This is a genomic window from Bradyrhizobium sp. CB1717 (assembly GCF_029714325.1).
In the GTDB taxonomy this organism is placed as follows: domain Bacteria; phylum Pseudomonadota; class Alphaproteobacteria; order Rhizobiales; family Xanthobacteraceae; genus Bradyrhizobium.
Genome location: NZ_CP121666.1, coordinates 7,008,725 through 7,034,167 on the forward strand (window position 1 = coordinate 7,008,725; position 25,443 = coordinate 7,034,167).

The following is a 25,443-nucleotide window of genomic DNA, read 5'->3' on the forward strand; positions in this document are numbered from 1 at the left end:
CCTGCGGCTGGCGCCAAACTTCTCAATTTTTCGCGCCATACCTCCAAATATTGGGATATTTTACCAACATAGCCCGCCGAAAACAGGTTCCATCCCAATGCCCGAGCTCGACACCATCGACCGCAAGATCCTCAGCTACCTCCAGAACGACAGCCGTTTGACCATGCAGGAGCTCGCCGACAAGGTCGGGCTTTCGGTCTCGCCCTGTCATCGCCGGGTCAAGCTGCTGGAGGAGCGCGGCGTCATCTCGCGCTATGTGGCAACCGTCGACCAGAAGGCGCTCGGCCTCCACGTCAGCGTGTTCATCTCGATCAAGCTGGCGCGGCAGAAGGAGGAGGACCTCAACCGCTTTGCCCGCGCCATCTCGAAATGGGACGAGGTGCTGGAATGTTACCTGATGACCGGCAACCGTGACTATCTGCTGCGCGTGGTGGCGGCCGACCTCGCCTCATACGAGACCTTCCTGAAGACCAAGCTGACCCGGCTCGATGGCATCGCCTCCATCGAGTCCAGCTTTGCACTGAGCCAGGTGAAATATTCGATCGCGCTGCCAGTGTGACGGTCCACCAGCTACCGCTGTCACATGGGTGCAACAAACCCTGCTGATGGTCGTTGACCACTCGTATCCAAGCCGAGAGCAGGACCCATGACAGACCGCACCGCCCAGACCGCCAAGCGCGAGCGCATCATCCAGGAGATGGCCGACGATCTCGACGAGGAACTGGAGATGGAGCTGGACGACGCCCGTCTCGACGAGCTTCTGGACGAGACGGATGTGCTGAACCCGACGGTCGATCGCAGGCTCTATTTCCGGGAGCTGCTGCGGCTTCAGGGCGAGCTGGTCAAGCTCCAGGACTGGGTGCAGAGCGAGAAGAAAAAGGTCGTGGTGCTGTTCGAGGGCCGCGATTCCGCCGGCAAGGGCGGCGTCATCAAGCGCATCACCCAGCGCCTCAATCCGCGCATCTGCCGCGTCGCCGCGCTGCCCGCGCCGAGCGAGCGCGAGCGCACGCAATGGTATTTCCAGCGCTACGTGTCGCACCTGCCGGCGGGCGGCGAGATCGTGCTGTTCGACCGCAGCTGGTACAACCGCGCCGGCGTCGAGCGCGTGATGGGCTTCTGCTCGGAGCAGGAGTACCAGGAGTTCTTCAAGACGGTGCCGGAGTTCGAGCGGATGCTGATCCGCTCCGGCATCATCCTGGTCAAGTACTGGTTCTCGATCACCGACGACGAGCAGCAGTTCCGCTTCACCATGCGAATCAAGGATCCGCTCAAGCAGTGGAAGCTGAGCCCAATGGACGTCGAGGCGCGCAGCCGCTGGGAGGCCTATACCAAGGCCAAGGAGACGATGCTGGAGTACACGCACCTGCCGGACTCGCCGTGGTGGATCGTCGATGCCGTCGACAAGAAGCGCGCCCGGCTCAACTGCATCTCGCATCTCCTGACCCAGATCCCCTACCAGGAGGTCGCGCGCGTCCCGGTGGTGCTGCCGGCGCGCGTGCGCAACCCCGACTACCACCGCGGCCCGGTCCCGCCGGAGATGTACGTGCCGGCGAAGTATTGAGGGGGCGAACGAACTCGGCCTGCATGGATGGCCGCAAACTCCGGTCTCGTAGGGTGGGCAAAGCGTAGCGTGCCCACCATTCCCACTACGAACGCGGACGCATGGTGGGCACGGCGCTTTGCGCCTTTGCCCACCCTACGGCACCTACCAAGCGGCTATCGCCACGGCTGCACGATGATCTTGGTGTGGGCCTCGGGATTGGCGAGATCGGCAAACGCCTTTGCGACACCGTCGATACCGACCTCCGCCGTCACCATGGCCGCGGCATCCACCTGCCCTTCCGCGATCAGACGCAGTGAGGCTGCGAATTCATCCGGCGTGTAGCCGAGCACGTACTGGACGTTCAGCTCCTTCATGATGCCGAGCATGGGCTCATTTCTGTCGGTCTCCATGCAGACGCCGACCACGACGATGCGCGCATCGCGCGGAGCGCCTTCGAACACCTGCTGCAACAGGCCGGGCACGCCGACGCATTCGAAGATGATCGCGGGCTTGAGCGCCGGCAGCATGGCCTGGAACGGCGGCCGCGCCGCCTTCTCCGCGTCCGACATCTGCGCATGCTCGGCCCAGGTCGTATAGGGCTGCGATACCCTGGGATCGACGACGATGTCGGCGCCGAGCTTTGCCGCGAGCGCGCGCCGCGCCGGCGAATAGTCGGCGGCAACGATCGGATGCAGGCCCCTGATCTTCAGCGCCGCGATCACCGCGAGCCCGACCGGGCCGCAGCCGATCACCAGCGGCACCTCGCCGCCGCGAATGTTGGCCTTCGCCACCGCGTGAACGCCGACCGCCAGCGGCTCGGTGAGCGCGGCGTGTTCCGGCGCGAGACCATTGGGCACCTCGAGCAACAACGGCTCGCTCAGCAGCATCGCTTCCGCATAGCCGCCGACGAATTCGTTGGAATAGCCGATGCCCTTGATGCCCTCCGGCGTCAGCAGCGCGGGCAGCGAGCAGACATGCGTCCCCGGCTTGAGCCGACGTTCAGTGCCCGGGCCGTAATCGACGATCTCGCAGCAGAACTCGTGACCAAACACGACATCGCGCGACAAATCCATCGGCGTGCGTCCGGTCTTCTTCGCCATCTCAACCATGCGGGGAGCGTGCTGGCGGGCATGTAGGTCGGAGCCGCAGATGCCGCAGGCGAGCGTCCTGACCAGAACCTGGCCGGGACCGGGCTTCGGATCCGCCATCTGGCCGACGACAATCTCACCATCCCTGAAAATCGCGGCGCGCATCCGGCTCCTCCCGTGTTGTTGGAGCCGTTGATAGCACGAAGCGGCGGGCGCGATATTGCGTCAGGCGTTCGGGGAACGCTCTTCCAGCACCAGGAGCTGGGCGCGGCGGACGCGCTCGCGATGGGCGATGTAGAGACCGCTGGCGACGATGAAGGCCGCACCGACGATGGTCCAGATGCTCGGCACCTCGCCGAAGATGAAGAAGCCGAGAATGCTGACCCACAACAATTGCGAGTAGGAGAACGGCGCCAGCACCGAGGCATCGCCGTAGCGATAGGCCAGCACGACGATCCACTGGCCCGCGGTCGAGGCGACGCCGATGAAGATGCCGAGCGCGATCGCGGTCCAGGACGGCGTCACCCAGACGAACGGCACGATTGCGGTGAGGATCGCAAGACCGGTCAGCGAGGAATAGGCCATGGTGGTGACGACGGCCTCACGGCCGCTCATCATCCGCGTCAAGATCAGCGTGCCGGCCCAGCAGGCCGCCGAGACGACCGGGAAGAATGCCGCCGGATGAAACGCGCTGGTGCCCGGGCGCAGGATGATCAGCACGCCGACGAGGCCGAGCGCGGTGGCGAACCAGCGGCGCATGCCGACCTTCTCGCCGAGGAAGACGATCGAGAGCGCAGTGACGAACAGCGGCGCGACGAAGCCGGTGGCCGACGCCTCCGCGATCGGGAGGAAGCCGAGGCCCGTGATGAAGAACAGCGAGGAGCCGAGCAGCACCGCGCCTCGCATCACGTGCAATCCGAGACGATCGGTGCGCATCGCGTAATACGGCGAGGACCGCAGCATCACCGGCGTGAAGATCAGCGCGAAGGTGAGAAAGCGGATCCAGGTGATCTCGATCGAGGGCAGGCTGGTCGACAGATATTTCGCGGCGGTGTCGGAGCAGCCGAGAAATACCGTCGAGAGCAGGATCAGCGCGATGCCCTTGAAGGGATGATCGACGCGCGCGGGTGCGCGGCGGCCGACATGCTTCTTCTCGGGCATGGGCACGGAAATACTATCGAGCCTTGCGGCTGCGGCTGGCGGCGGGGTCACGGCTGGAACTCGGGAAAAATGCGAATCGAGTGCGCTTGTAAAAAACGACAAATGCGCCGCTTTCACAACTTCCGAAAACAGGATGCCGATATGCGCTGATCGCCGCGCGCGTCAATACTCCATTAATAATGGGCGTTTGTGCACTACAGCATGGGCAGACTGCGCGGCTTCGGACCGCGTGGAAACGCCGCATCGAGCGCCGAAATCTCCTCTTTCGTCAGCACGAGATTACCGGCCGCCGCATTCTCGGCAGCATGTTCCGCGGATGAGGCCTTCGGGATCGCGGATACCGTAGTCGCACGGGTGAGGAAGCTCAACGCGACCTGACGCGGCGTCGCGCGTCGCGCCTCCGCGATGCGCGCGAGCACGGCGCCGCCTTTGCTGTTGCTGGCCGGGAAATCATCGTGACCGAACGGTGAATAGGCGACGACGGCGACGCCATGCTGCTTGCACCACGGAATCACCGCATGCTCGATCGCGCGTTCCTTCAGATGATAGAGCACCTGATTGCAGGCGATGCGCCCTTCGCCCGAGACAGCGAGAATCTCGTCGAGATCGTCGGCATCGAAATTGGAGACGCCCCAGGATTTGATCTTGCCGGCCTTCACGAGTTCCTCGAACGCGGCAACGGTGTCTTGCAGCGGATAGGAGCCACGCCAGTGCAGGAGATAGCAGTCGAGCCGATCGGTCTTCAGCCGCTTCAGCGAGCGCTCGCACGCCGTGATGGTTCCACGGCGCGAGGCGTTGCTCGGCAGCACCTTCGAGACGAGGAAGACTTCATCGCGGCGGCCCGCGATCGCATCCGCAATGACGAGCTCGGCATCGCCATACATCTCGGCGGTGTCGATGTGGGTCATGCCGAGATCGAGCCCACGCTGAAGCGCGGCGATCGCGCGCTTGCGGTCGCCATGGTCGAGATACCAGGTGCCCTGCCCGATGACGGAGACGTTGGCGTTGGTTTTGCCGAAGGGTTTTGTGTTCATGTTCTCTCCGATATTGCTCTCCCTCTCCCGATTCTTACGGGGAGAGGGTCGGGGTGAGGGGCTGCTTCCGCAAATTCGCCGGCAGTTGGACTCGCTGAGAGTCCCCCTCACCCGCCGCACTGCGTGCGTCGGCCTCTCCCCGCAAGCGGGGAGAGGCGAAGAAACTACAATCCGCCGATATCCGCCACCAGCACGCTGCCGGTCGCAGACTCCGTGATATAGAGTCGATCCCTGTTTTCGCCACCGATGGCGAGATTGGTGCAGTTCGGCCCTGCGCACGACTTGATCCGCGCGATCAGCTCCCCGTTCGGCGCGAACGCGAAAACATGTCCGAGGGACGCATGGCCGACGAACAGGCGACCCTTCGCATCCATGGTCATGCCGTCGGGCCCGCTGGTGCCGAACAGCGAGCAGAAGCGGCCGACTTTCGACACGCTGCCGTCCTTCATGAACGGCAGCCGCCACACCGCGTTGTCGCGCGTCATGGCGACGAACAGCACCGTCTCCGTGGGATCGAGCACGAGACCGTTCGGGCTGATGCCGGTGTCGAGCAGGCAGTCGAGCCGTCCATTTGGTGCGAGACGATAGACCCGGCCGCTCGGATCGTGCAGGCCGGTCTGGCCCTGATCGGTGAAATAGATGTCGCCATTGGAGGCGAGATGCAGGTCGTTGCAGCCGCGGAACGATTCCGAATTGCGCGCGGTCAGGATCGGCTTGATGCGCCCGGCCTTCGCATCGAGCTCCATGATGCCATGCATGTAGTCGGCGACCAGGATACGGCCGTCGGCTGCGATCTTGAGTCCGTTCGGCCAGCCCTCATATTCGATCGCCAGCGACCATTCGCCGTCCGGTGCGATACGGAAGATGCGGCCGAAGGGAATGTCGACGATATAGAGATTGCCGTCCCTGTCGAACGACGGGCCTTCGATGAAGGAGTCCGTCGGCACGCCCGGGCGATTGGCGTCAGCCCAATCGGTCCGCTCGCCTTTGCGGCGGAATTTGTCGGGCATCGCGGAGAACAGCCTGGTCTCGATCAGGCGCGGCGGCGTTTCCAGGTACATCATTGTTTTTTTTGATTGTTGAGGGTGAGCGCACGGCAGCATAGGCGACAATCGATGTCGCGTCGATTGGGCGGAGGGCATGGCTGCGTCCCCACCTCTCTCGTGTCCCGGACGCGCTGCAGCGTGAAACGCTGCTGCGCAGAGCCGGGACCCAGAAAAGCCAAACACTCTGCTGTTGGATGGGCCCGGCTCTGCAGCGCACCGTCGAAGGGACGCTGCGCTGCGTCCGGGGCACGAGACCATGGTTTCGGCACGCCTGCATCAACACAGTCATTGCGAGCGCAGCGAAGCAATCCAGAATCCCGCCGCGGAAAGTCTCTGGATTGCTTCGCTACGCTCGCAATGACGATGGAAGAGACGGGCCTACCCCGCCGCGCTCGCGACCTTTGCCTGCTTCGCCGGCGCGACTTCCGTCGTCGCGATCAAGCGCTTCAGCTCGGGGATGCAGGAACCGCAATTGGTGCCGGCCTTCAGCTTGGCACCGATCTCCGCTGCCGTCCGTGCACCGCCAGCGATGGTGTCGCAGATGGTGCCGCGGCCGACGCCGAAGCAGGCGCAGACGATCGGGCCGGTCGAAGCGGCGCCCTCGCTGGACTTGCCGGACAGCAGCATGCGGCGCTGATCGTCGGTGACCTGATCGGCGACGAACAGGCTCTTCACCACCTCCCAATCGCCGGCGTCATGCGCGGGTCCGACGAACAGGCAGGTCTCGATTCGATCTCCAGCGAACGAAGCCGCGCGGAAAACGCCGCCGCCGAAGTCGCGATATTCAGCAACGTCCTCGCCGGCAACGCTCTCGAGCCAGGCTGGCCAGCGGGAGAGGTCCGCGTTGTCGGCAAAGAGATAGCCGAAGCCGCCAGCCACCGTGACGCGGGTCCACAACAGGTTCTGCGGCAGGTCGAGCGGCTTGCGCGACAGCGCGAAGCCGCGGAAGACGTATTCGTAGGGCGCGACCGCGGCCGGCGTCGCCTTCGATTCCGGCTGGCCCGAGAACGGATCGGTGAAAGACTGCACCAGCGCGCCGACGCGGCCGTGCGAGGCATTCATCGCGCTCCAGTGGATCGGCACGAACAGGGTCCCGCGCTGCTGTCCCTCGCTGACGACGGCTTTCAGGATGCACTGGCCGTAATCGGTGGTGATGCGGGCATAGCCGTCGTGGGCGATGCCGTATTTGCCGGCGTCATCGGGATGAATCTCGACGAACGGCTCGGGCAGATGCGCACCCAGCCGCTGGCTGAGGCCGGTGCGCGTCATGGTGTGCCACTGGTCGCGGATGCGCCCGGTGTTGAGCCTAAGGGGGCGCGACGGACCGGTCTCGCCGCGCAGCGTGGGCACCTCCGGCGCAATGAAGCGGCCCTTGCGGTCATTGGTGAAGAAGCCGCCGTCCGCGAAGAAGCGCTCGCCCGGCGAAGCGCCTTCGCGCGACGGCCACTGCACCGGCTTCAACGCGTCGAAGGCTTCGTCCGATAGGGTGGTCAGCGCGCCGATGTCGAAGTCGCGGCTGCCGTCGTTCTCGAAAGCGGAGAGGGCGGCATGCTCGCGGAAAATGTCGGCCGCGGACTTGTAATTAAAACTGTCGCCGAAGCCGAGGCGCTTTGCGGTCTCGCTCAAAATCCACCAATCGGGGCGCGCCTCGCCCGGCGCCGGCAGGAACGAGCGCTGGCGCGAGATGCGCCGTTCTGAATTGGTCACGGTGCCTGACTTCTCGCCCCAGGCGAGCGCAGGCAACAGCACATGCGGGCCGGCCTCGACGGTGTCGTTGGAGAGCACGTTCTCGGACACCACGAACAATTCGAGCTTCTTCAGCGCCTCGCGCACGAAGTCGGCATCGGGCAGCGACACCGCGGGGTTGGTGCCCATCACCCAGAGCGCCTTGATCTCGCCGCGGTTGATCGCCTCGAACAGCTGCACCGCCTTCAGGCCCTCATGTGTGGCGATGCGCGGCGCCTTCCAGAACCGCCTGACACGGTCGATGTCGGGCGGTGTGAAGCCCATATGCGCGGCGAGCATATTGGCGAGGCCGCCGACCTCGCGACCGCCCATCGCGTTGGGCTGGCCGGTGAGCGAGAACGGCGAGGCACCGGGCTTGCCGATGCGGCCCGTCGCGAGATGGCAGTTCAGGATCGCATTGACCTTGTCGGTGCCCTGCGCCGACTGGTTCACCCCTTGCGAGTAGAGCGTGACGACCTTTTCGGTGTCGCGGAACATCTTGAAGAAGGTGGCGACGTCCTGCTCGGAGAGGCCGGTAGCAAGCGCGGTCGCAGCGACGCTGCCGGCGATGTTGCGCGCGCGCGCGAGCGCGTCGTCGAAACCGCTGGTATTCTCAGCGATGTAGTCCTGGTCCAGCGCGCCATTGTCGGCGAGATGGACGAACAGGCCGGAGAACAGCGCGGTGTCGGTGCCGGGCTTGAGGCCGAGGAACAGATCGACGTCGCTCGCGGTGTCGGTGCGGCGCGGATCGATCACGATCATGCGCGCGCCGCGCTCCCCGCGGTTCTTCAGCATGCGCTGGAACAGCACCGGATGGCACCAGGCTGCGTTCGAGCCGACGAAGACCAGCAGATCGGCCTGATCGAGATCCTCGTAACAGCCGGGCACCGTGTCGGCGCCGAAGGCGCGGCGATGGCCGGCGACCGAGGACGACATGCAGAGCCGCGAATTGGTGTCGACGTTCGCCGTGCCGACAAAGCCCTTCATCAGCTTGTTGGCGACGTAATAGTCCTCGGTGAGGAGCTGGCCGGAGAGATAGAACGCGACCGCATCGGCGCCATCGCGGGCCACGATGTGCTGCATGCGATGGGCAACATGATCGAGCGCATCGCTCCAGGCGACACGCTCCAGCACGCCCTTGCAGCGGATCATCGGATAGAGCAGCCGGCTCTCGAGCCCGACGGTCTCGCCGAGCGCCGAACCCTTCGAGCACAGCCGGCCGAAATTGGCGGGATGGTCAGGATCGCCCGCGATTGCCGCACCGCCCTTGCCGTCCGGCGTTGCCAGCACGCCGCAACCGACGCCGCAATAGGGGCAGGTCGTTTTCGTGGTGCGGAGGTTCGGGTCGATCGCCGTCATATCAAGCCGCTTTCGAAGGCAACGCGAGCGCACGGCCGAACATCATGTCGGTGCGGATCGCCGCGACCTTGTCGCGATTGCGGATCAGCTCGAGATACCAGAGCGCATCGACGGTATCGCCGATCAGAACGGCGCCGGTGAGCCGGCCGTCGGCGATCACGAGTTTCTTATAGGTGCCGCGCCTGCGGTCGGACAGCACAAGGCTCTCGCTGCCCTCCCCGCCCATGAAGTCGCCGGCAGAGAACACGCTGACGCCGGAGACCTTGAGGTTGGTCGAGACCACGCTGCCCTGATAGGCGGCGGACCGGCCGGCGAGATGCCGCGCCAGCACGCGCGCCTGCTCATAAGCGGGTTCGACCAGGCCATAGCAGGTGCCGCGATGCTCGGCGCATTCGCCGAGCGCGAAAATGTCGGACGAGGAGGTCTGCATCACATCGTTGACGACGACGCCGCGATTGACCGCGATCCCCGCCTCTTTCGCCAGCGCGACGTTCGGCTTGATGCCGGCGGCGAAGATCACCGCATCAGCTTCGATGCGGCTGCCGTCGGCAAGCTCGACGGCTTCGACGTCGCCGTCACCATGGATGCACTTCGTGCTGGCATTGAGCAGGACGCGGATGCCCTTGCGCTCGACCAGAGTCTTGAGCAGGTCGGCCGCGGGCGCATCGAGCTGACGCTCCATCAGCCGGTCCATCAGATGCAGCAGCGTCACCGGCGCCCCGGCCTTGGCGAGGCCATAGGCGGCTTCCAGGCCGAGCAGGCCGCCGCCGACCACGACGACGCGCTTCTTCGCCGCGGCCAGCGTCAGCAGCAGGTCGACGTCGCGCGTATCGCGAAACGTGTGCACGCCGGCGAGATCGGCGCCCGGCACGTTGAGCCGCAACGGCGTCGAGCCGGTCGCAAGCACGAGCTTGGAATATTCCATGCTCTCTTCGCCCGCGATCTTGAGCTCGCGGCGGCCGGTGTCGATCTCGGTGACGCGATAGCCGTAGCGCACCGTGACGCCGCGATGGCGCCACCAGTCGGCCGGCCTGAGCTCGATCTCGTGCGAGCCGGTTTCACCGGCCAGCACGGAGGAGAGCAGCACGCGATTGTATGCGAGCCGCGGCTCATCGCCGATGACGGCAACCGCGTAGCGGCCGAGTGCGGTCTTGGCGAGTTCATCGACAAGCCGCGCGGCCGCCATACCGTTACCGACGATGACCAGCGGTTCACTCACAAGGCATCTCCTATTCGGCGGCCTGCGCCTGTGCGCCGTAGGCCTCGGACATCATGTAGCCGGACAGCACGCCGTAGGCGTCGGTCCAGGCGGCAGCGAGTTCGGGCGTCCAGGCTTCGCCAAGACCCTTCTCGAGGGTCCACAGCAAGGTCGCACCGACCACGGGATAGTGCTCGGCCTTGGCGCCATAGGCGACATGACGCTTGGCGAGCGCCGAGGCCGCGGGAAGAATCGTCTCGAGGTTCGACAGGCCGCCGACCACGGCGGCGAGCATGCCCATCAGCTTCTTGCGCTGCTCGGTCATGTCTTCGGGAAACATCGCGCGCACCGGTGGCGCCACCTCGAACAGGCGGTCGTAGAACAGCACCGCGGCCTGCTCCGAGATCGGAGCGACCTTGGCGAAGCTCTGCTGAATGAGGGTAATCTGTTCGGGCGTCATGATGTTCTCCTGTCTGTTTCGGTCTGCCTTTGTCCGCGCCGTTGCGGACAAGGTTCATGGGTCAAACGTCATCAGAGAGTCTTCTCCCCGCGTACGGGGAGAAGCGAGATTCGTACCAAGTTCAGACCCGTGCTTCGGCAAGGCTTCCTGCGCCTTCGCCCTGCGGGCTGCGACGCAGATAGAACCACCAGGTCAGAGCGAGGCAGGAGGCATAGAAGGCGAGATAGATCGCGAGCGCGAGCTGCGGACCACCGGTCATGGCGATCGACTTGCCGAAACCGGTCGGGATCAGATAGCCGCCGACGGCACCGATCGCGCCGATGAAGCCGACCGCCGCGCCGCTCTCGATGCTCGCCGTCTTCAGCGCGGCTGCGCGCGCCGCATCGCCCTTGCCGCGCACCCTGAACAGGTTCTGCTCGCGGAAGATCGAGGGGATCATGCGGTAGGTCGAGCCGTTGCCGATGCCCGTCGTCACGAACAGGATCAGGAACATCGATAGGAAGCCGATGAAATCCTTCTGCCCGACGAAGTAGAGCACGCCGACCGTGGCGCCTGCCATCACGATGAAATTCCAGAACGTGATGATCGAGCCGCCGATCTTGTCGGCAAGCAAGCCGCCAAGCGGACGCGACAGCGAACCGACCAGCGGCCCGAGGAACGCGATCGCAATCGTGACTTGCGGGAACTGGGTCTTGATCAGCAGCGGAAACGCAGCCGAATAACCGATGAAGGATCCGAACGTGCCGATATAGAGGTACGCCATGATCCAGGTGTGCTTGCGCTTGACGATCGCGAGCTGGTTCTTCACCGACGACTTGGCCGAGGTCAGGTTGTTCATGAAGAACACTGCGCCGAACACCGCGATAGCGATCGGCAGCACCCACATCAGGCCGGCATTCTGCAGGAAGATGCCGTCGACCGGGCTTGCCTGGAACAGGTTGATGACTGCGAGCGTCATCAGGATCGGGGTCAGGAGCTGCACGCTGGAGACGCCGATATTGCCGCCGGCCGCATTCAGACCGAGCGCCCATCCCTTCATCCGGTCGGGGAAGAAGAAGGAGATGTTGGTCATGCTGGAGGCGAAGTTGCCGCCACCGAGACCCGCGGTCGAGGCAACCAGCAGCATCAGCCAGAACGGCGTGTCGGGCTGGCTGACGAAATAAGCAAGTGACAGCGTCGGGATGAACAGGATCGCCGCGCTGAAGATGGTCCAGTTGCGGCCGCCGAAGGTCGTGACCGCGAATGTATAAGGAAAGCGCATGAAGGCGCCGATCAGGCCCGGCACCGCGACGAGCTGAAACAGCTGGTCGGTGGTGTAGTGGAAGCCTGCCTGCGGCAGCTTGGTGGTGACGATGCTCCAGATCAGCCACACCGAGAAGCCGATATGCTCGGCGACGATCGACCAGATCAGGTTACGCCGGGCGATGGTCTTGCCGCCCGCATTCCAGAACGCCTCATCTTCGGGGCGCCAGTCAGAAATCCACGTCGAATTCTTGGTCATACATTATCCCTTCCAGGCTCACCGCTGCGTCGTTGCAGGCTCAGCCTCCGGCCACGGAGGCGCGCGCCGAGGCTTCACCCCGGTGGCGAGTTCACGATGCTGATTGATGATGTTGAGGGACGTCGTCGTTGGCGTCACGCAAGTACACTTCAATTTCCGTGCCAGTTGCGCGCATGCTGGAAATACAGGGATTTCAGCACGTTATTCGTATTGCCCGAAATTTTTGCAGGGCTTTTTCGCTCGCTAAATTTGCGATTCGCTCAATCCTTGTGCGGCGCACAAGGATTGAGCTTGATGTCGATTATTTAGGCGCGGACGCTTCGCGCGCTAAACTTTGGTCTACGCGGCCTCAACGAAGCGATGACGCTCGTAGAGGAATTCGAGCACGCGCTGCCGGCACTTCAGATACGTGGTGTTGGTCGCGAGCTCGAGCCGCTTGCGCGGCCGTGCCAGCGGCACCTCCAGCACCTCGCCGATGCGCGCGCTCGGCCCGTTCGTCATCATCACGATGCGGTCGGACAACAGCACGGCCTCGTCGACGTCGTGAGTGATCATCAGGATCGTGTTGCCGAGCTTCTGATGCAGCGCCATCACCGAGTCCTGCAGATGCGCGCGGGTCAGCGCATCGAGCGCGCCGAACGGCTCATCCAGCAGCAGCACCTTCGGCTCCATCGCCAGCGCCCGCGCGATGCCCACGCGCTGCTTCATGCCGCCGGAGATTTCGCTAGGACGCTTGTCCCTGGCATGGGCCATCTGCACCAGGTTGAGATTGTGCATCACCCAGGCGTCGCGCTCGGCCCTCGTCTTGGTCCTGGCGAACACCTTGTCGACGCCGAGCCTGACGTTCTCGTAGACCGTGAGCCACGGCAGCAGGCTGTGGTTCTGGAACACCACCGCACGATCGGGCCCCGGCGAGTTGACCTCGCGGTTCTCCAGCAGCACGCCGCCGGTGGTGGCGGTCGTGAGCCCGGCGATGATGTTGAGCAGGGTCGACTTACCGCAGCCGGAATGACCGATGATCGAGACGTACTGGCCTTTCTCGATGGTCAGGTTGATGTCCTTCAGCACCTCGGTCTTTGCAGCGCCGCGGGTGAAAATCTTGTCGATGTGGTCGAGCTTCAGATAGGCGGTCATGTGTCCCTTCCCCTTAGCTTGTCGCGGTGCCGCGGGTGACGATCTTGCCGAGGCCCGCGATCAGGCGGTCCAGCACGAAGCCGACGATGCCGACATAGAACAGCGCCAGGATGATCTCGCTGATATGCGAGGAGTTCCAGGCGTCCCAGATGAAGAAGCCGATGCCGACGCCGCCGATCAGCATTTCCGCCGCGACGATCGCGAGCCAGGACAGGCCGATGCCGATGCGCAGGCCCGTGAAGATGTAGGGTGCGGCCGCCGGGATCATGATCTTGGAGAAGAATTCGAGCGGGTTGAGCTGCACCACCGCGGCGACGTTGCGATAGTCCTGCGGGATGTTGCGGATGCCGACCGCGGTGTTGATGATGATCGGCCAGATCGAGGTGATGAAGATGACGAAGATGGCCGAGGGCTGGCCGTCGCGGAACGCCGCGAGCGAGAGCGGCAGCCAGGCGAGCGGCGGAATGGTGCGCAGCACCTGGAACAGCGGATCGAGCCCGCGCATCGCCCAGACCGACTGCCCGACCAGCACGCCGAGCGCGATGCCGGCGATCGCCGAGAGCGAATAGCCGAGAGCGACGCGCTGGAGACTGGCGGAAAGATGCCAGAACAGACCCTTGTCGATGCCGCCATGGTCGAAGAACGGATCGACGATCAGCTCCTTGGTGTCCTTGAAGACCTTTGACGGCGGCGGCAGCGCCGAGCCGGCTCTCCGGCAAACCAGCTCCCACACCAGCGTCAGCAGCGCGAGCACGACCAGCGGCGGGATGACGCGCACCGCGGTTTCCCTTGCCATCCGTGCGTAGGCCTCACTGCGCGGCGGGCGCTTCGGCGTCATCGCGACGACGGGTGCGGCAACAGCCGCGGGCGTCGCGGTCTCAACCTCAATCTTCGTGGCAGGCATATTCATCGCAATATCTCTCCGGCTGCAAAAGAGGATGCGGCCGCCCAAGGGCGGCCGCGAGGCTCCATCAGACTTCGACCCGCTTGATCGCGAGCGACTTCAGATACGCAGCCGGATTTTCGGGATCGAACACCTTGCCGTCGAAGAAGGTCTCCTTGCCGCGCGAAGTGGAGGTGGGAATGTCCGCGGCCGCGACGCCGAGCGTCTTGGCCGCATCGCGCCACATGTCCTCGCGGTTGACCTTGGCGATCAGCGCCTTGGTGTCGAAATTCGCCTCATACTTGCCCCAGCGGATGTCCTCGGTGAGGAACCACAGATCGTGGCTCTGGAACGGATAGGAGGCGTGATCACGCCAGTACTTCATGATGTGCGGCGAATTCTCGACAACCTTGTCGGGGATGCCGTAGTCGAACTTGCCCGCGGTCCGGTCGAGCACGTCCTCGACCGGGCAGTTCATCCACTGCCGCTTGCCCATGATGGCGGCAAGCTCGGCCTTGTTCTCGGCCTTGTCCGACCACTGCTGGGCTTCCATCACGGCCATCAGCAGTGCCTTGGCAGCCTTCGGATATTTGTCGACGAAGGCCGCGCGCATGCCGAAGGATTTTTCGGGATGCTTGTTCCAGAGCTCGCCGGTGTTGACCGCGGTGTAGCCGATCTTCTGATGGATCAGTTGCAGGTTCCAGGGCTCGCCGACGCAGAAGCAGTCCATGGTGCCGACCTTCATGTTCGCCACCATCTGCGGCGGCGGCACAACGATGGTCTCGATGTCCTTGTCGGGGTCGATGCCGCCGGCCGCGAGCCAGTAGCGGATCCAGAGATCGTGCGTGCCGCCGGGGAAGGTCATCGCGGCTTTCACCGCCTTGCCGGAGGCCTTCTTCTTCTCCAGCGCCGCCTTGAATGGCGCAGCGTCGACGCCGAGCTTGAGGTCGGCATATTCGTTGGCGACCGAGATGCACTGGCTGTCGAGATTGAGCCGCGCCAGGATGTACATCGGCGTCGGCTGGTTGTTCTGCGTTACCTTGCCCGCCGAGATCAGGTACGGCATCGGGGTGAGGATGTGCGCGCCGTCGATGCCGTTGCCTTCGGAGCCGAGCACGAGATTGTCGCGCGTGGTGCCCCAGGACGCCTGCTTCTGCACGTCGGTGTCGGGCATGCCGTATTTGGCGAACAGGCCCTTGTCCTTGGCGACAAAGAGCGGGCCGGCGTCGCTCAGTGCGATGAAGCCGAGCTTGGCACCCTTGACCTCGGGGCCTGAATCCTGCGCGAAGGCGCCGGCGGGGAAATTGAGTTTGGCGGCGGCGAGAAGGGCAGCAGTGGAGCCGGCGGCTTTCAACAATTGACGGCGGCTGAGGCCAGTCTCGAAGGGCCGGCGAATGCGCTTGGTCATGTGTAGTGTCGTCCTTTGCATCGTTGCAGAATTTGATGGCGTCAGTGCACACGAGCAGCCCGTCCGTCCGGCGGCGCCGTCTTTGGCGCATGCGAACGCACGACGGGGGAGACCCCCGTCTGGTGGCGTCAGCAAATCGGATGAGAAGTCTCGCGGGACGGCTTCAATGGCGTCGGCATGGAACTATTCAAGCTTCATGCCAAGCTCGGCACCGCCAAAACACCAATAGTTTTAGTAAGTTATATGGTCCGCGCCAGACTGTCGCAGGCTGACCCCGCTTGCGAAATTTGCGCACTGCTCAATTCTTGTGCGGCGCACAAAGCTTGTGCAGTCGCTTAAGCGGGAGGCTGCCAAGCACCTCGGGCCAAATTCGGCGAGTGACGTATCAGCTTGATATAACGCTACTTTTCTTGCGCCTCTCGGCGGCACGCAACTTGCTTCTTTATGGACGTCAACGAAGACTGCGGCTTGCCGCATTGTTGCAGCCTCTGGCGGCTGCATTTGGAAGCTCGTCTGCTTCGCGGCCCTTCCGGCTCAGTCCTCGTGACGCGATTCCCAAAGCTTCCAGACATTCCACAGCCCTCGTGCGCGGCAGAACCGTCCGCACGGCCAAGACGTTCAGCCGCGTCCTCTGAGTGGGGCGTGTCGATCTCACTTACGAAGCAAAAGGAACCATTGATGTCGTATCTCGCGCCTTCGGAATTCGTCACCAAGATGGTGGATGCAGGCGAGTCCAAGATCTTCATGTCCACCCGGGATACCATCATCCGGGCCTATATGGCCGGCGCCATCCTTGCCCTCGCCGCCTGGTTCGCCGTCACCATCAACGTGAACACGGGCCAGCCCCTGGTTGGCGCGCTGCTGTTTCCGGTCGGCTTCGTCATGCTCTATCTGCTGGGCTTCGACCTGCTCACCGGCGTGTTCGTGCTCTCGCCGCTCGCCTTGATCGACAAGCGCCCGGGCGTCACCCTTGGGGGCGTGCTGCGCAACTGGGGCCTCGTCTTCGTCGGCAACTTCGCCGGCGCGTTCACCGTGGCCTTCATGATGGCCTTCGTCACGACCTTCGGCTTCACCCAGGCCCCTGACAAGGTCGGGGCGGCGATCGGCAACATCGGCGAGGGCCGAACGCTGGGCTACGCCGCGCACGGCGCGGCCGGCATGGCGACGCTGTTCATGCGCGGCATGCTCTGCAACTGGATGGTCTCGACCGGCGTCGTCGGCGCCATGATCTCGACCTCGGTCCCCGGCAAGGTCATCGCGATGTGGATGCCGATCCTGGTCTTCTTCTACATGGTGTTCGAGCATTCCGTCGTGAACATGTTCCTGTTCCCGTCGGGCCTGATGCTGCACGCGAAGTTCTCGATCATGGACTATCTGATCTGGAACGAGATCCCGACCGTGCTCGGCAACCTCGTCGGCGGCCTCGCCTTCACCGGCATGACCCTCTACGCCACGCACGTCATGACCCTGCCGAAGCGCCAGGCCGACAAGACTGCGAAGCCCCGCGTCGCGGCCTGATCGAATACGTCTCGACAGGGGAGCCTCGCCCGATCAGGGTGAGGCTCCCCCTTGCCGGTGATGACGATGACCCGCGGACTCCTGATTTCGATCGGCCAGCACTCCGACAGGGGTCGCAAGCCCGTCAACCAGGATTTCCACGGCGTCCTGATTCCGGAAGAGCCGCTGCTCAGCCTGAAGGGCATCGCGGCGGTTCTCGCCGACGGCATCTCCAGCAGCAGCGTGAGCCAGATCGCCAGCGAGTCGGCGGTCAAGAGCTTCCTGATGGATTACTACTGCACGTCGGAATCCTGGACGGTGAAGACCTCCGCCCGCCGCATGCTGGAAGCGACCAATTCCTGGCTGCATGCGCAGACGCGCAAGAGCCAATATGCCTATGACCGCGACAAGGGCTATGTCTGCACCCTCAGCGCCATGGTCATCAAGGCGGCCACCGCGCACATCTTCCATGTCGGCGACTGCCGTATCTACCGCGTCGCCGGCAAGGCGCTGGAGCAGCTGACCGACGATCATCGCATCATCGTGTCGTCGGAGCAGACCTATCTCGGCCGCGCGCTCGGCATCAATCCGCAGCTCGAGATCGACTACCAGACGGTCGAGGTCCAGGCGGGCGACACCTTCCTGCTGGCAACGGACGGTGCGTACGAATTCGTCGAGCCGCGTTTCGTCACGAGCGCGATCAACGAGCATGCGGCCGAGCTCGACGGCGCTGCAAAAGCGATCGTCGAGGAGGCCTATCGCCGCGGCAGCGACGACAACATCACCGTCCAGATCCTGCGCATCGATGCGGTGCCGGAGGAGGAATCCGGCGTCTTCGACCAGACCACGGCGCTACCGCTGCCGCCTCTGCTGGAGCCGCGGGCGATGTTCGATGGCTACCGGATCATCCGGGAGATCCACGGCAGCAGCCGCAGCCACATCTATCTCGCCGTCGATGCGGAGACCGAGGAAACGGTCGCGCTCAAGATTCCGTCGATCGACCTGCGCGACAACCAGGCCTATCTGAAACGTTTCCTGATGGAGGAATGGATCGCGCGGCGGATCGACAGTCCGTACGTGCTCAAGCCGCGATCGAGATCGACGCGGCGCAACTATCTTTACGTCGCGACCGAGTTCGTCGAGGGCCAGACGCTGCGGCAGTGGATGCTCGACAACCCCCGTCCCGATCTGGAGACCGTGCGCAGGATCATCGAGCAGATCGCCACCGGGCTTCGCGCCTTCCATCGCATGGAGATGCTGCACCAGGATCTCAGGCCCGATAATGTCCTGATCGACAAGACCGGCACCGCAAAGATCATCGACTTCGGATCGGTCAGGGTCGCGGGCGTCGCTGAAGCTGCGCCGAGATCGGCCGACGCGGAAATTCTCGGCACGGTCCAATACACGGCGCCGGAATATTTCCTCGGCGAGGGCGGCTCGCCCCGGTCCGACATGTTCTCGCTGGCCGCCATCTGCTACCAGATGCTCACCGGACATCTGCCCTATGGTGCTCAGCTTGCCAAGATCCGCGGACGATCGGACGCATGGAAACTGCGATACCGCCCTGCGGTCGATGCCGAGCGCGGCATCCCCGGCTGGATCGACGGCGCGCTCAGGAAGGCGCTGCATCCCGATCCCTACAAGCGCCACGAAGACCTCTCCGAGTTCGTCTTCGAGCTTAGAAATCCCAATCCGGCCTATCTCGCGACGCGGACCACGCCACTTCTGGAGCGCAATCCGCTGCTGTTCTGGAAGCTGACCACGGCGATCCTGGCCTGCGCCGTCATCGCGTTGCTCGCAGTGCTCCGGCTGCGATAGCGGGACAAGGTCGGATCACGCCGGCTCCGCCGCCTTCGTCCCCAGCGGCTTCGGCGCCATGCCGCCGCCGGGCTTGAGGTGGAATTCGTAGCTCATCAGATGCCACTTCCCGTTCGCCCTGGTGCCGTCGGGCATCGTGGGATCGTTGCGCGGCTCGACCTTGGCGACGAGGTCGTCCTTGACACCGAACACCACGTCGGAATCCAGATATTTGTCGCCATCCATGAAGACGTGGGTGATCAGCGGCTCGTGGCCCTTGGCGTTGACCAGGAAGTGCACATGCGCCGGCCGCATCGGATGGCGCTTGGTCTGCACGATCATCTCGCCGACAGGGCCATCGGTCGGGATCGGATAGCTGCACGGCAAAATGGTGCGGAAGAAGAAGCGGCCGTCATGATCGGTGATGAAGCGCGCCCGCGCGGAGGCGCCGACCTCGTCATAGTTCGCCTTCTGTGAATCGTAGAAGCCGTCGTCGTCGGCATGCCAGACATCGACGGGAACGCCTGCGAGCGGCTTGCCCTTGAGATCGGTGACGCGGCTCTGCACGAACATCCGCTCGCCCGTGAGATTGTTCGGCGAGATGTCGGTGCCATGCGCGGTCACCTTGTGCTCGCCGACATAGAACGGCCCGAGCACCGTCGTTTGGGTGGCGCCCTCGCGGTCCCTGTGGTTGACGGCGTCGACCAGCATGGAGACGCCGAGCACGTCGGACAGCAGGATGAATTCCTGGCGGGTGTCGGTGCATTTCTGCCCGGTTCGGGTCAGGAAACCGATGGCGTATTCCCATTCCTCGAAGGTGAGACCGGTCTTGCTCACGTAATCGTGCAGCGACTTCACCAATTCCTGGAGCAGGAATTTTGCCCGCGTATCAGGCGTCTGGTCGAAGCTTCTGACGACGGCTTCGGTGAGTTCGGTCTCGTTGAACTGGGTCATGGTGCGTTTGCCCTCGCGTTTTTTCGTTGGCCCGGGCGGGCTCCCTGGAGGTGTTCCAGGCTGGACTCTACACCAGTCGGCGGCCCCGCGTTAAGCGCGACTGGCTTGGAATGGGGCCGCCATTTGGCTATCACCTTCTTGAGAAACTGCCCGGAGGAACTGATGCTCGCCCCCACCCCCGCCTCGCCCGAATCCGTCGGCATGTCCAAGGCCGCGCTCGACCGCGTCGATGCGCATCTGAAGAAGCGGTACATCGATGCCGGCCGTTTCCCGGGCACGCAGCTCCTGGTCTATCGCCGCGGCAAGATCGCCCACAGCTCGGTGCAGGGCCTTGCCGATGTCGAGCGCAAGGTGCCGGTGAAAGACGACACCATCTACCGCATCTATTCCATGACCAAGCCCCTCACCAGCGTCGCCTTCATGATGCTGGTCGAGGAAGGCCTCGTCGCGATCGACGAGCCCGTCGCCAAGTACATTCCGGAGTGGAAGGATCTCGGCGTGTTCGTCGCCGGCACCGCGCCTTCCTTCCTGACCCGGCCGCCGTCCCGGCCGATGCTGATCGTCGACCTCTTGCGCCACACCTCCGGCCTCACCTACGGCTTCCAGCAGCGTTCCAATGTCGATGCCGCCTATCGCGCCGAGAAACTCGGCGAGGTCGAGAAGTCAGGCACGCTGCAGACCATGATCGATAGCCTCGCAAAGATCCCGCTGGAGTTCTCGCCGGGCGAATCCTGGAACTATTCGGTCGCGACCGACGTGATCGGCTACCTCATCGGCAAGATCTCAGGCGTGCCGTTCGAGCAGTTCCTCAAGACACGCATTCTCGATCCGCTCGGCATGACCGACACCGATTTCCACGTGCCGGCCTCCAAGGCGCACCGCTTCGCGGCCTGCTATTCGGCGGACCCGGGCGGCGGCATGACCTTCCATGCCGGCCAGCGCCGCGAGGGGTTGACGCTTCAGGACGATCCGACGACGAGCTCGTTTCTGTCACCGCCCTCCTTCATCTCCGGCGGCGGCGGATTGTGCTCGACGGCCGCCGACTATCTCACCTTCTGCCGCGCGCTGCTCAACGGCGGCGAGCTCGGCGGCGTCAGGCTGATCGGGCCGAAGACGCTGGCGCTGATGACGACCAACCACATTCCGGGCGGCCGCGCGCTACCGGAAGTGTCGCGTTCGCTGTTCTCGGAAGCCACCTATAACGGCATCGGCTTCGGCCTCGGCTTCGCCGTGACCATGCGCCCGGCCGAGACGCTGATCGCCGGCAGCCCCGGCGAATACAATTGGGGCGGCGCGGCCACGACCTCGTTCTGGATCGATCCGGCCGAGGAGCTGATCACGATCTTCATGACGCAGGTTCTGCCGTCGAGCGCCTATCCGCTCCGCCGCGAGCTGCGCAGCATGGTCTACGCCGCGATCACCGAGAGCAATCTGTAACCCATTGAACTGATCCCGCGGCCGGCAGCCGCGGGATCGCACGATCGGACGCTCATTTCAGCATCTCCGGCACGATCAGGCGCGGCAGGAACAGCGACACGCTCGGCCAGACGATAAGTGCCGCCAGCACGAGCAGCATCGGAACCAGCATGATCGCGGTGTCCTTCAGCGCATAGCGCAGCCGCACGCCGGCGACCGAGCAGGCGATCATCAGGCATAGACCGTAAGGGGGCGTCACCAGTCCGAAGGCCAGCGAGACGATCGATATGATCGCGAACTGGACCGGATGCAGGTCGACCGACTTCGCCAGCGGCTCCAGCACGGTGCCGACGATGATGATGGCCGGGATGGCGTCGAGGAAGCAGCCCACCACCAGAAAGCAGAAGCAGATGAAGAAGCCGGCCGCGACGGGGCCCATGCCCCATGCCGAGACGTTGGCCAGCAGCTCCTGCGGGATCCTGTAATAGGCGAGCAGCCAGCCGAACGCGCTTGCGGTGCCGACACAGAACAGCGCGACGCCGGCAAGACGCCCGGTGTCGAGAAAGGCCTTGTACAATTCGCGCGGACCCGTCTCGCGGTAGAAGAACGCCGAGAGCGCCACGGAATAGAGCACCGCGACGCAGGCGGACTCGGTTGCGGTGAACCAGCCGAGCAGAATGCCGCCGACGATGATGAACGGCGTCATCATGGCCGGTATCGACCGCCAGATGGCGCATCGCATCTCGACCCAGGTCGCCTTCGGATAGGTCGGGTAGCCGCGGCGCACCGCATAGATGTGCACCGTCGCCATCTGCGCGCCCGCGATCAGCAGACCCGGCACGATGCCGGCCAGATACATCGCCGCAATCGAGGTCGAGATCAGCCCGCCCCACACGATCATGAGGATCGACGGCGGGATGATCACCGCCAGAACCGCCGACACCGCCGTGATGGCGATGGAAAACGAGAGGTCGTAGCCCTCCTTGGTCTGCGCATCGATGAAGATCTTTGACTGGCTCGCCGCGTCGGCGGTCGACGAGCCCGAGATGCCGGCAAAGAACACCGACAGCACGACATTGATCTGCGCCAGCGATCCCGGCCAGTGCCCGACCATTGAGCGCGACAGCGCCACCAGGCGATCGGTGATGCCGCCGATGCTCATCAGGTTCGCCGTCAGCAGGAAGAACGGTACCGCCAGCAGGATGAATGAATTGTACGCATTGAAGGTTTCCTGCGCGAGCGTCATCAGCGACAGACGCGGCTCGATCAGCAGGATCGGCACGCAGGCAAGACCGAGTGCGAAGGCGACCGGCACGCGCACGATGAGCAGGCCAATGAAAACCCCGAACAGCACCATCGCAGCCTGTCCGGCAGAGAGTACATTGCCGCTCATCGCCGTGCCCCGACCAGAATGCGCATTTCATCGACGATCTGTTCGCCGGCAAAGACGATCCACGTCGCGCCGGTCACCGGCCAGGCGACGTGAATCAGCCAGAGCGGCAGATCGGCCAGCTCGGACGTTCTGTTCCAGGCAAAGCGGGTGAACTCCAGGCCGGCGAACACGAACACCAGCGCCAGCGCCAGCACCCCGAGCCGCGCGAGGATCCGCACCGCAGCCTCCGACCGGCGCGACAGGTCCGGCCACACGTCGACCTCGAAATGCTGCGCTTCCCGCACACCGACCATGGCGCCGATCATGATCGTCCAGACGAACAGGAAGCGCGCCATTTCCTCCGTCCAGATGTAGGACGGAATGAAGGGCGTGTAGCGCGAGATGATCTGCAGCGTCACGGGGACGACGAGAATGCCGACGCAGGCCGCGAGCAGGATTTCCAATAGTTTCGCATAGGCCGCCGTGACGCGGCGCCACAGCGACGGTGTGGACGGGACGGGCATGTCAGACATTGGGACTCCCAGCGGCAGCGCATCCGCCACGGCCGGGCAAGAAGCGGGGCTTGCCCGGAGGTGCCGTCGGCGGATGCAACGAGCTCAGGCGACGTTGATCTTCTCGAAAATGCCCTCCGCGCCAATCTCCTTGGCGTAGGTGGCCATCACGGGATCGGCGAGCTTCTTCATGGCCTCCCGCTCCTCGAAGGGAACGCGCTTGAGCTTGCCGGCCTTCTCGAGCGTGTCGAGCTTGACGACCTCCTCGCTCGACTCGAGCTGACGGCCGTAGTCGCCGGCCTCCTTGCCGGCCTTCATGATCGCGTCCTGCAAATCCTTCGGCAACGTCTTCAGCGTCTTCACCGAGAAGCAGATCGGCCGGATCGAGACGGCATGCTGGGTGAGGCTGAGATGCGGGGCCACCTCGTAGAACTTCATCGCCTCGACGCCCGCCGCCTCGTTCTCGCCGGCCGATATCACGCCGTTCTGGATCGCATTGTAGATTTCGTTATAGGCGATCACGGTCGGGCTCATGCCGACAGCCGCAAAGGTCTTCGACCAGATCGGTGCGCCCTGCACGCGAACCTTGAGACCCTTGAGATCGGCGAGATTCTTGAGCGGCTTGTTGGCGAAGATGTTGCGGATGCCGCCGCCTGAATAACCGATCAGAACGACCTCGGCTTTCGCCGCGACCTCGTCGGCGATCGGTGCCAGGATATTGGCTTCGACGACCTTGTTCATGTGCTCGATGCCCTTGAACACGAAGGGCGCATCGATGAACGGAGCCGCCTTGGCGAAGGTCGACATGTGAGCCGGCGAGACGATGCCGTAATCGACCGCCTTGCCCTGCGACATGTACTCGAAATACTGCTTCTCGAGGCCGAGCGAGGAGTTCTTGTGCAAGGTGAAATTGACGGGCTTGCCGTAGTATTTCTTCACCAGCTCCTCGAACCGGATCAATGCCCGGTTGAAGGCATGGTCGTCGTTGAACTGCACCGCACCGTTCAGCGCGATCGGCGCCTGCGCCCTGAGGATCGACGGCATGCCGATCGCGGCTGCCGCAGTGGTTGCACCGATACCACCGAGAAATGATCGTCGCTTCATCGTCTCCCCTCCCTTTGATGCTCCGGCCCTGTCGCCGGGCCGTGCGTGCAGCCGGTATGCGGCTTGCGAGGGGAAGCGTATGAAAAACCCCGGCGGGACGGAAGTCATTTCGCGCGCGCTGGAGGTACTCTTCGTCGCAGGACTTGCGCCTGCGCGACCTGCTGCACTGCAACTCGCGTTCCTGTCGGCGGCACGCCGCGTGAGCGGCCTCCCCGCTCCCGGCGGAAACAAGACGGCGGACCTGTGCGCTGCACGCACAGACCCGCGCGTCTTCCACGGCCGACCTAGTGCATATGACCAATCAGATAGATGCCGCCGCCGATCACAATGATCGCCGGCACGGCCCAGAGAATGAATACTGGCATCACATGCTCCTTAATTGGATGTGCAGACCTTGACGGTCTTCATGCCGCTCTCAGCCTCTGTGCGCGTCTTGTAGACCATGCCCGACGGGCTGACGACGGTCATGGACGCGTCGGTCGGCTTCTTGTCGACGATGGTGCACTTCTTGGTCTTGACGTCCTGGACCACGTAGAACTCGTCGGCCGCGAACGCCGGCAGGGAAAACGCAGCAACCATCAGTGCTGCAGTCGCCATCTTCAGCATCATCTTGTCTCCTCCTCCAATTGCCGGATTTCGGTCCGGTCGATTCAGAAACGGGAAAAAATGGTATTTTGTTCCTATCCTCGGGGAACGTCGCGCGCGGCGAAAGGTTGTTGCGGCGCTTATGCTTGTGAGGAGGACAAGATGAAGAAGCTGTTCCTGTTATCCGCCGCGGCCGTTCTGATTTCGACCGGCGCATTCGCGCAATCCACCGTGACCACGACCGGAACCGGTCACGCCGCGGTCGTTCAGATCGAGCCGCAATACCGCACCAAGATCAAATCCTACGTCACCGAGCACCGGGTGCGTCCGGTTACGACGAAGGAGAAGATCATCGTCGGCGCAACGGTGCCGAGCGAGGTCGAGCTCGAAGCGGTTCCGGCCGATTGGGGCCCGTCCCTCACCAAATATCGCTACGTCTATTCCGGCGAACGCGTGATGCTGGTGGATCCGGGCACGCGGACCGTCGTTCAGGAAATCGATTGATCAGGACTGACGGACGAGCGGCCGCCGCGAAGGCGGCCGCCAGCCGGAGTTGACCGCATGAAACCGCATCGAGAGGCGCGGATCGCCGGGCTCAGTCTGGCGGCCATCTACGTCGTGTGTCTGCTGCTGACCGCGATCAGCATGAGCTGAGGCGCAGGGCTC

Annotated in this window: 22 protein-coding genes; 6 read left to right on the plus strand and 16 right to left on the minus strand. The window is 63.9% G+C overall.

The window, feature by feature from the left end; all coding sequences use genetic code 11:
* Positions 1-97 precede the first annotated feature (97 nt).
* Positions 98-559: an Lrp/AsnC family transcriptional regulator gene (locus tag QA649_RS32745; protein WP_283020833.1), complete on the plus strand. Its 462-nt coding sequence runs from the start codon at positions 98-100 to the stop codon at positions 557-559.
* 87 nt (positions 560-646) lie between these two features.
* Entirely contained in the window at positions 647-1,561 is a 915-nt protein-coding gene (gene ppk2, locus QA649_RS32750) for a polyphosphate kinase 2 (RefSeq protein WP_283020834.1), read from the plus strand.
* Positions 1,562-1,716: 155 nt separating this feature from the next.
* Here ppk2 and QA649_RS32755 read toward each other — a convergent pair whose 3' ends face one another.
* The 11 genes from QA649_RS32755 to QA649_RS32805 all read right to left on the minus strand — a co-directional run bounded on the left by QA649_RS32755 (position 1,717) and on the right by QA649_RS32805 (position 15,540).
* A complete protein-coding gene (locus QA649_RS32755; RefSeq protein ID WP_283020835.1) occupies positions 1,717-2,796 on the minus strand; it encodes a zinc-binding dehydrogenase in 1,080 nt (359 codons plus the stop codon).
* A gap of 60 nt (positions 2,797-2,856) precedes the next feature.
* On the minus strand, positions 2,857-3,798 hold the full coding sequence (locus tag QA649_RS32760) for a DMT family transporter (RefSeq protein WP_260424310.1): 942 nt from the start codon (positions 3,796-3,798) through the stop codon (positions 2,857-2,859).
* A gap of 188 nt (positions 3,799-3,986) precedes the next feature.
* Positions 3,987-4,826, minus strand: coding sequence for an aldo/keto reductase (locus tag QA649_RS32765; protein WP_283020836.1), 840 nt, complete (start codon positions 4,824-4,826; stop codon positions 3,987-3,989).
* Positions 4,827-4,990: 164 nt separating this feature from the next.
* The gene (locus QA649_RS32770) at positions 4,991-5,887 is read right to left on the minus strand and encodes an SMP-30/gluconolactonase/LRE family protein (protein ID WP_283026153.1); all 897 of its coding nucleotides are present in this window, start codon (positions 5,885-5,887) and stop codon (positions 4,991-4,993) included.
* A 363-nt stretch (positions 5,888-6,250) separates the two neighbouring features.
* A complete protein-coding gene (locus QA649_RS32775; RefSeq protein WP_283020837.1) occupies positions 6,251-8,956 on the minus strand; it encodes a nitrate reductase in 2,706 nt (901 codons plus the stop codon).
* A gap of 1 nt (position 8,957) precedes the next feature.
* Positions 8,958-10,175, minus strand: coding sequence for an FAD-dependent oxidoreductase (locus QA649_RS32780; protein WP_283020838.1), 1,218 nt, complete (start codon positions 10,173-10,175; stop codon positions 8,958-8,960).
* 10 nt (positions 10,176-10,185) lie between these two features.
* Positions 10,186-10,614, minus strand: a complete 429-nt coding sequence (locus tag QA649_RS32785; RefSeq protein ID WP_026312849.1) for a globin family protein — start codon at positions 10,612-10,614, stop codon at positions 10,186-10,188.
* 121 nt (positions 10,615-10,735) lie between these two features.
* Complete coding sequence (locus QA649_RS32790; protein ID WP_283020839.1) at positions 10,736-12,115, minus strand: MFS transporter; 1,380 nt, start codon at positions 12,113-12,115, stop codon at positions 10,736-10,738.
* Positions 12,116-12,454: 339 nt separating this feature from the next.
* Positions 12,455-13,249 carry an ABC transporter ATP-binding protein gene (locus tag QA649_RS32795; protein WP_283020840.1) on the minus strand — a complete coding sequence of 265 codons (795 nt, stop codon included), beginning with the start codon at positions 13,247-13,249 and terminating at the stop codon, positions 12,455-12,457.
* A gap of 13 nt (positions 13,250-13,262) precedes the next feature.
* The gene (ntrB, locus tag QA649_RS32800) at positions 13,263-14,159 is read right to left on the minus strand and encodes a nitrate ABC transporter permease (RefSeq protein WP_283020841.1); all 897 of its coding nucleotides are present in this window, start codon (positions 14,157-14,159) and stop codon (positions 13,263-13,265) included.
* Positions 14,160-14,220: 61 nt separating this feature from the next.
* Positions 14,221-15,540 carry a CmpA/NrtA family ABC transporter substrate-binding protein gene (locus QA649_RS32805; RefSeq protein ID WP_283020842.1) on the minus strand — a complete coding sequence of 440 codons (1,320 nt, stop codon included), beginning with the start codon at positions 15,538-15,540 and terminating at the stop codon, positions 14,221-14,223.
* A 678-nt stretch (positions 15,541-16,218) separates the two neighbouring features.
* On the opposite strand from QA649_RS32805, the gene QA649_RS32810 reads away from it, so the two are divergent.
* Both QA649_RS32810 and QA649_RS32815 read left to right on the plus strand, forming a co-directional pair.
* A complete protein-coding gene (locus QA649_RS32810) occupies positions 16,219-17,058 on the plus strand; it encodes a formate/nitrite transporter family protein (RefSeq protein ID WP_283020843.1) in 840 nt (279 codons plus the stop codon).
* Between the two features lie 60 nt (positions 17,059-17,118).
* A complete protein-coding gene (locus tag QA649_RS32815; RefSeq protein ID WP_283026154.1) occupies positions 17,119-18,855 on the plus strand; it encodes a bifunctional protein-serine/threonine kinase/phosphatase in 1,737 nt (578 codons plus the stop codon).
* Positions 18,856-18,870: 15 nt separating this feature from the next.
* Here the strand turns inward: QA649_RS32815 and QA649_RS32820 are convergent, their stop codons facing one another.
* Positions 18,871-19,788: a dioxygenase gene (locus QA649_RS32820; protein WP_283020844.1), complete on the minus strand. Its 918-nt coding sequence runs from the start codon at positions 19,786-19,788 to the stop codon at positions 18,871-18,873.
* 162 nt (positions 19,789-19,950) lie between these two features.
* Here QA649_RS32820 and QA649_RS32825 point away from each other — a divergent pair, with 162 nt between their 5' ends.
* The gene (locus QA649_RS32825; protein WP_283020845.1) at positions 19,951-21,225 is read left to right on the plus strand and encodes a serine hydrolase domain-containing protein; all 1,275 of its coding nucleotides are present in this window, start codon (positions 19,951-19,953) and stop codon (positions 21,223-21,225) included.
* A gap of 52 nt (positions 21,226-21,277) precedes the next feature.
* Here QA649_RS32825 and QA649_RS32830 read toward each other — a convergent pair whose 3' ends face one another.
* The 4 genes from QA649_RS32830 to QA649_RS32845 all read right to left on the minus strand — a co-directional run bounded on the left by QA649_RS32830 (position 21,278) and on the right by QA649_RS32845 (position 24,801).
* Complete coding sequence (locus tag QA649_RS32830; RefSeq protein WP_283020846.1) at positions 21,278-22,597, minus strand: TRAP transporter large permease; 1,320 nt, start codon at positions 22,595-22,597, stop codon at positions 21,278-21,280.
* Positions 22,594-23,109: a TRAP transporter small permease gene (locus QA649_RS32835; protein ID WP_018648216.1), complete on the minus strand. Its 516-nt coding sequence runs from the start codon at positions 23,107-23,109 to the stop codon at positions 22,594-22,596. The genes QA649_RS32830 and QA649_RS32835 overlap by 4 nt, the downstream gene beginning before the upstream one ends.
* Positions 23,110-23,193: 84 nt before the next feature.
* Entirely contained in the window at positions 23,194-24,192 is a 999-nt protein-coding gene (locus QA649_RS32840; RefSeq protein WP_283020847.1) for a TRAP transporter substrate-binding protein, read from the minus strand.
* 375 nt (positions 24,193-24,567) lie between these two features.
* A complete protein-coding gene (locus QA649_RS32845; protein WP_283020848.1) occupies positions 24,568-24,801 on the minus strand; it encodes a hypothetical protein in 234 nt (77 codons plus the stop codon).
* Positions 24,802-24,939: 138 nt separating this feature from the next.
* Between QA649_RS32845 and QA649_RS32850 the strand changes: the two genes are divergently transcribed.
* Complete coding sequence (locus tag QA649_RS32850; RefSeq protein ID WP_018648219.1) at positions 24,940-25,281, plus strand: DUF1236 domain-containing protein; 342 nt, start codon at positions 24,940-24,942, stop codon at positions 25,279-25,281.
* The last annotated feature ends 162 nt before the right edge of the window (positions 25,282-25,443 follow it).

Coding starts and splice junctions, on each gene's coding strand:
- QA649_RS32745 (WP_283020833.1), top strand. CDS start 98: ATGCCCGAGCTCGACACCATCGACCGCAAGATCCTCAGCTACCTCCAG.
- ppk2 (WP_283020834.1), top strand. CDS start 647: ATGACAGACCGCACCGCCCAGACCGCCAAGCGCGAGCGCATCATCCAG.
- QA649_RS32755 (WP_283020835.1), bottom strand. CDS start 2,796: ATGCGCGCCGCGATTTTCAGGGATGGTGAGATTGTCGTCGGCCAGATG.
- QA649_RS32765 (WP_283020836.1), bottom strand. CDS start 4,826: ATGAACACAAAACCCTTCGGCAAAACCAACGCCAACGTCTCCGTCATC.
- QA649_RS32770 (WP_283026153.1), bottom strand. CDS start 5,887: ATGTACCTGGAAACGCCGCCGCGCCTGATCGAGACCAGGCTGTTCTCC.
- QA649_RS32775 (WP_283020837.1), bottom strand. CDS start 8,956: ATGACGGCGATCGACCCGAACCTCCGCACCACGAAAACGACCTGCCCC.
- QA649_RS32785 (WP_026312849.1), bottom strand. CDS start 10,614: ATGACGCCCGAACAGATTACCCTCATTCAGCAGAGCTTCGCCAAGGTC.
- QA649_RS32790 (WP_283020839.1), bottom strand. CDS start 12,115: ATGACCAAGAATTCGACGTGGATTTCTGACTGGCGCCCCGAAGATGAG.
- QA649_RS32795 (WP_283020840.1), bottom strand. CDS start 13,249: ATGACCGCCTATCTGAAGCTCGACCACATCGACAAGATTTTCACCCGC.
- ntrB (WP_283020841.1), bottom strand. CDS start 14,159: ATGAATATGCCTGCCACGAAGATTGAGGTTGAGACCGCGACGCCCGCG.
- QA649_RS32805 (WP_283020842.1), bottom strand. CDS start 15,540: ATGACCAAGCGCATTCGCCGGCCCTTCGAGACTGGCCTCAGCCGCCGT.
- QA649_RS32810 (WP_283020843.1), top strand. CDS start 16,219: ATGTCGTATCTCGCGCCTTCGGAATTCGTCACCAAGATGGTGGATGCA.
- QA649_RS32815 (WP_283026154.1), top strand. CDS start 17,119: ATGACGATGACCCGCGGACTCCTGATTTCGATCGGCCAGCACTCCGAC.
- QA649_RS32820 (WP_283020844.1), bottom strand. CDS start 19,788: ATGACCCAGTTCAACGAGACCGAACTCACCGAAGCCGTCGTCAGAAGC.
- QA649_RS32825 (WP_283020845.1), top strand. CDS start 19,951: ATGCTCGCCCCCACCCCCGCCTCGCCCGAATCCGTCGGCATGTCCAAG.
- QA649_RS32830 (WP_283020846.1), bottom strand. CDS start 22,597: ATGAGCGGCAATGTACTCTCTGCCGGACAGGCTGCGATGGTGCTGTTC.
- QA649_RS32835 (WP_018648216.1), bottom strand. CDS start 23,109: ATGTCTGACATGCCCGTCCCGTCCACACCGTCGCTGTGGCGCCGCGTC.
- QA649_RS32840 (WP_283020847.1), bottom strand. CDS start 24,192: ATGAAGCGACGATCATTTCTCGGTGGTATCGGTGCAACCACTGCGGCA.
- QA649_RS32845 (WP_283020848.1), bottom strand. CDS start 24,801: ATGATGCTGAAGATGGCGACTGCAGCACTGATGGTTGCTGCGTTTTCC.
- QA649_RS32850 (WP_018648219.1), top strand. CDS start 24,940: ATGAAGAAGCTGTTCCTGTTATCCGCCGCGGCCGTTCTGATTTCGACC.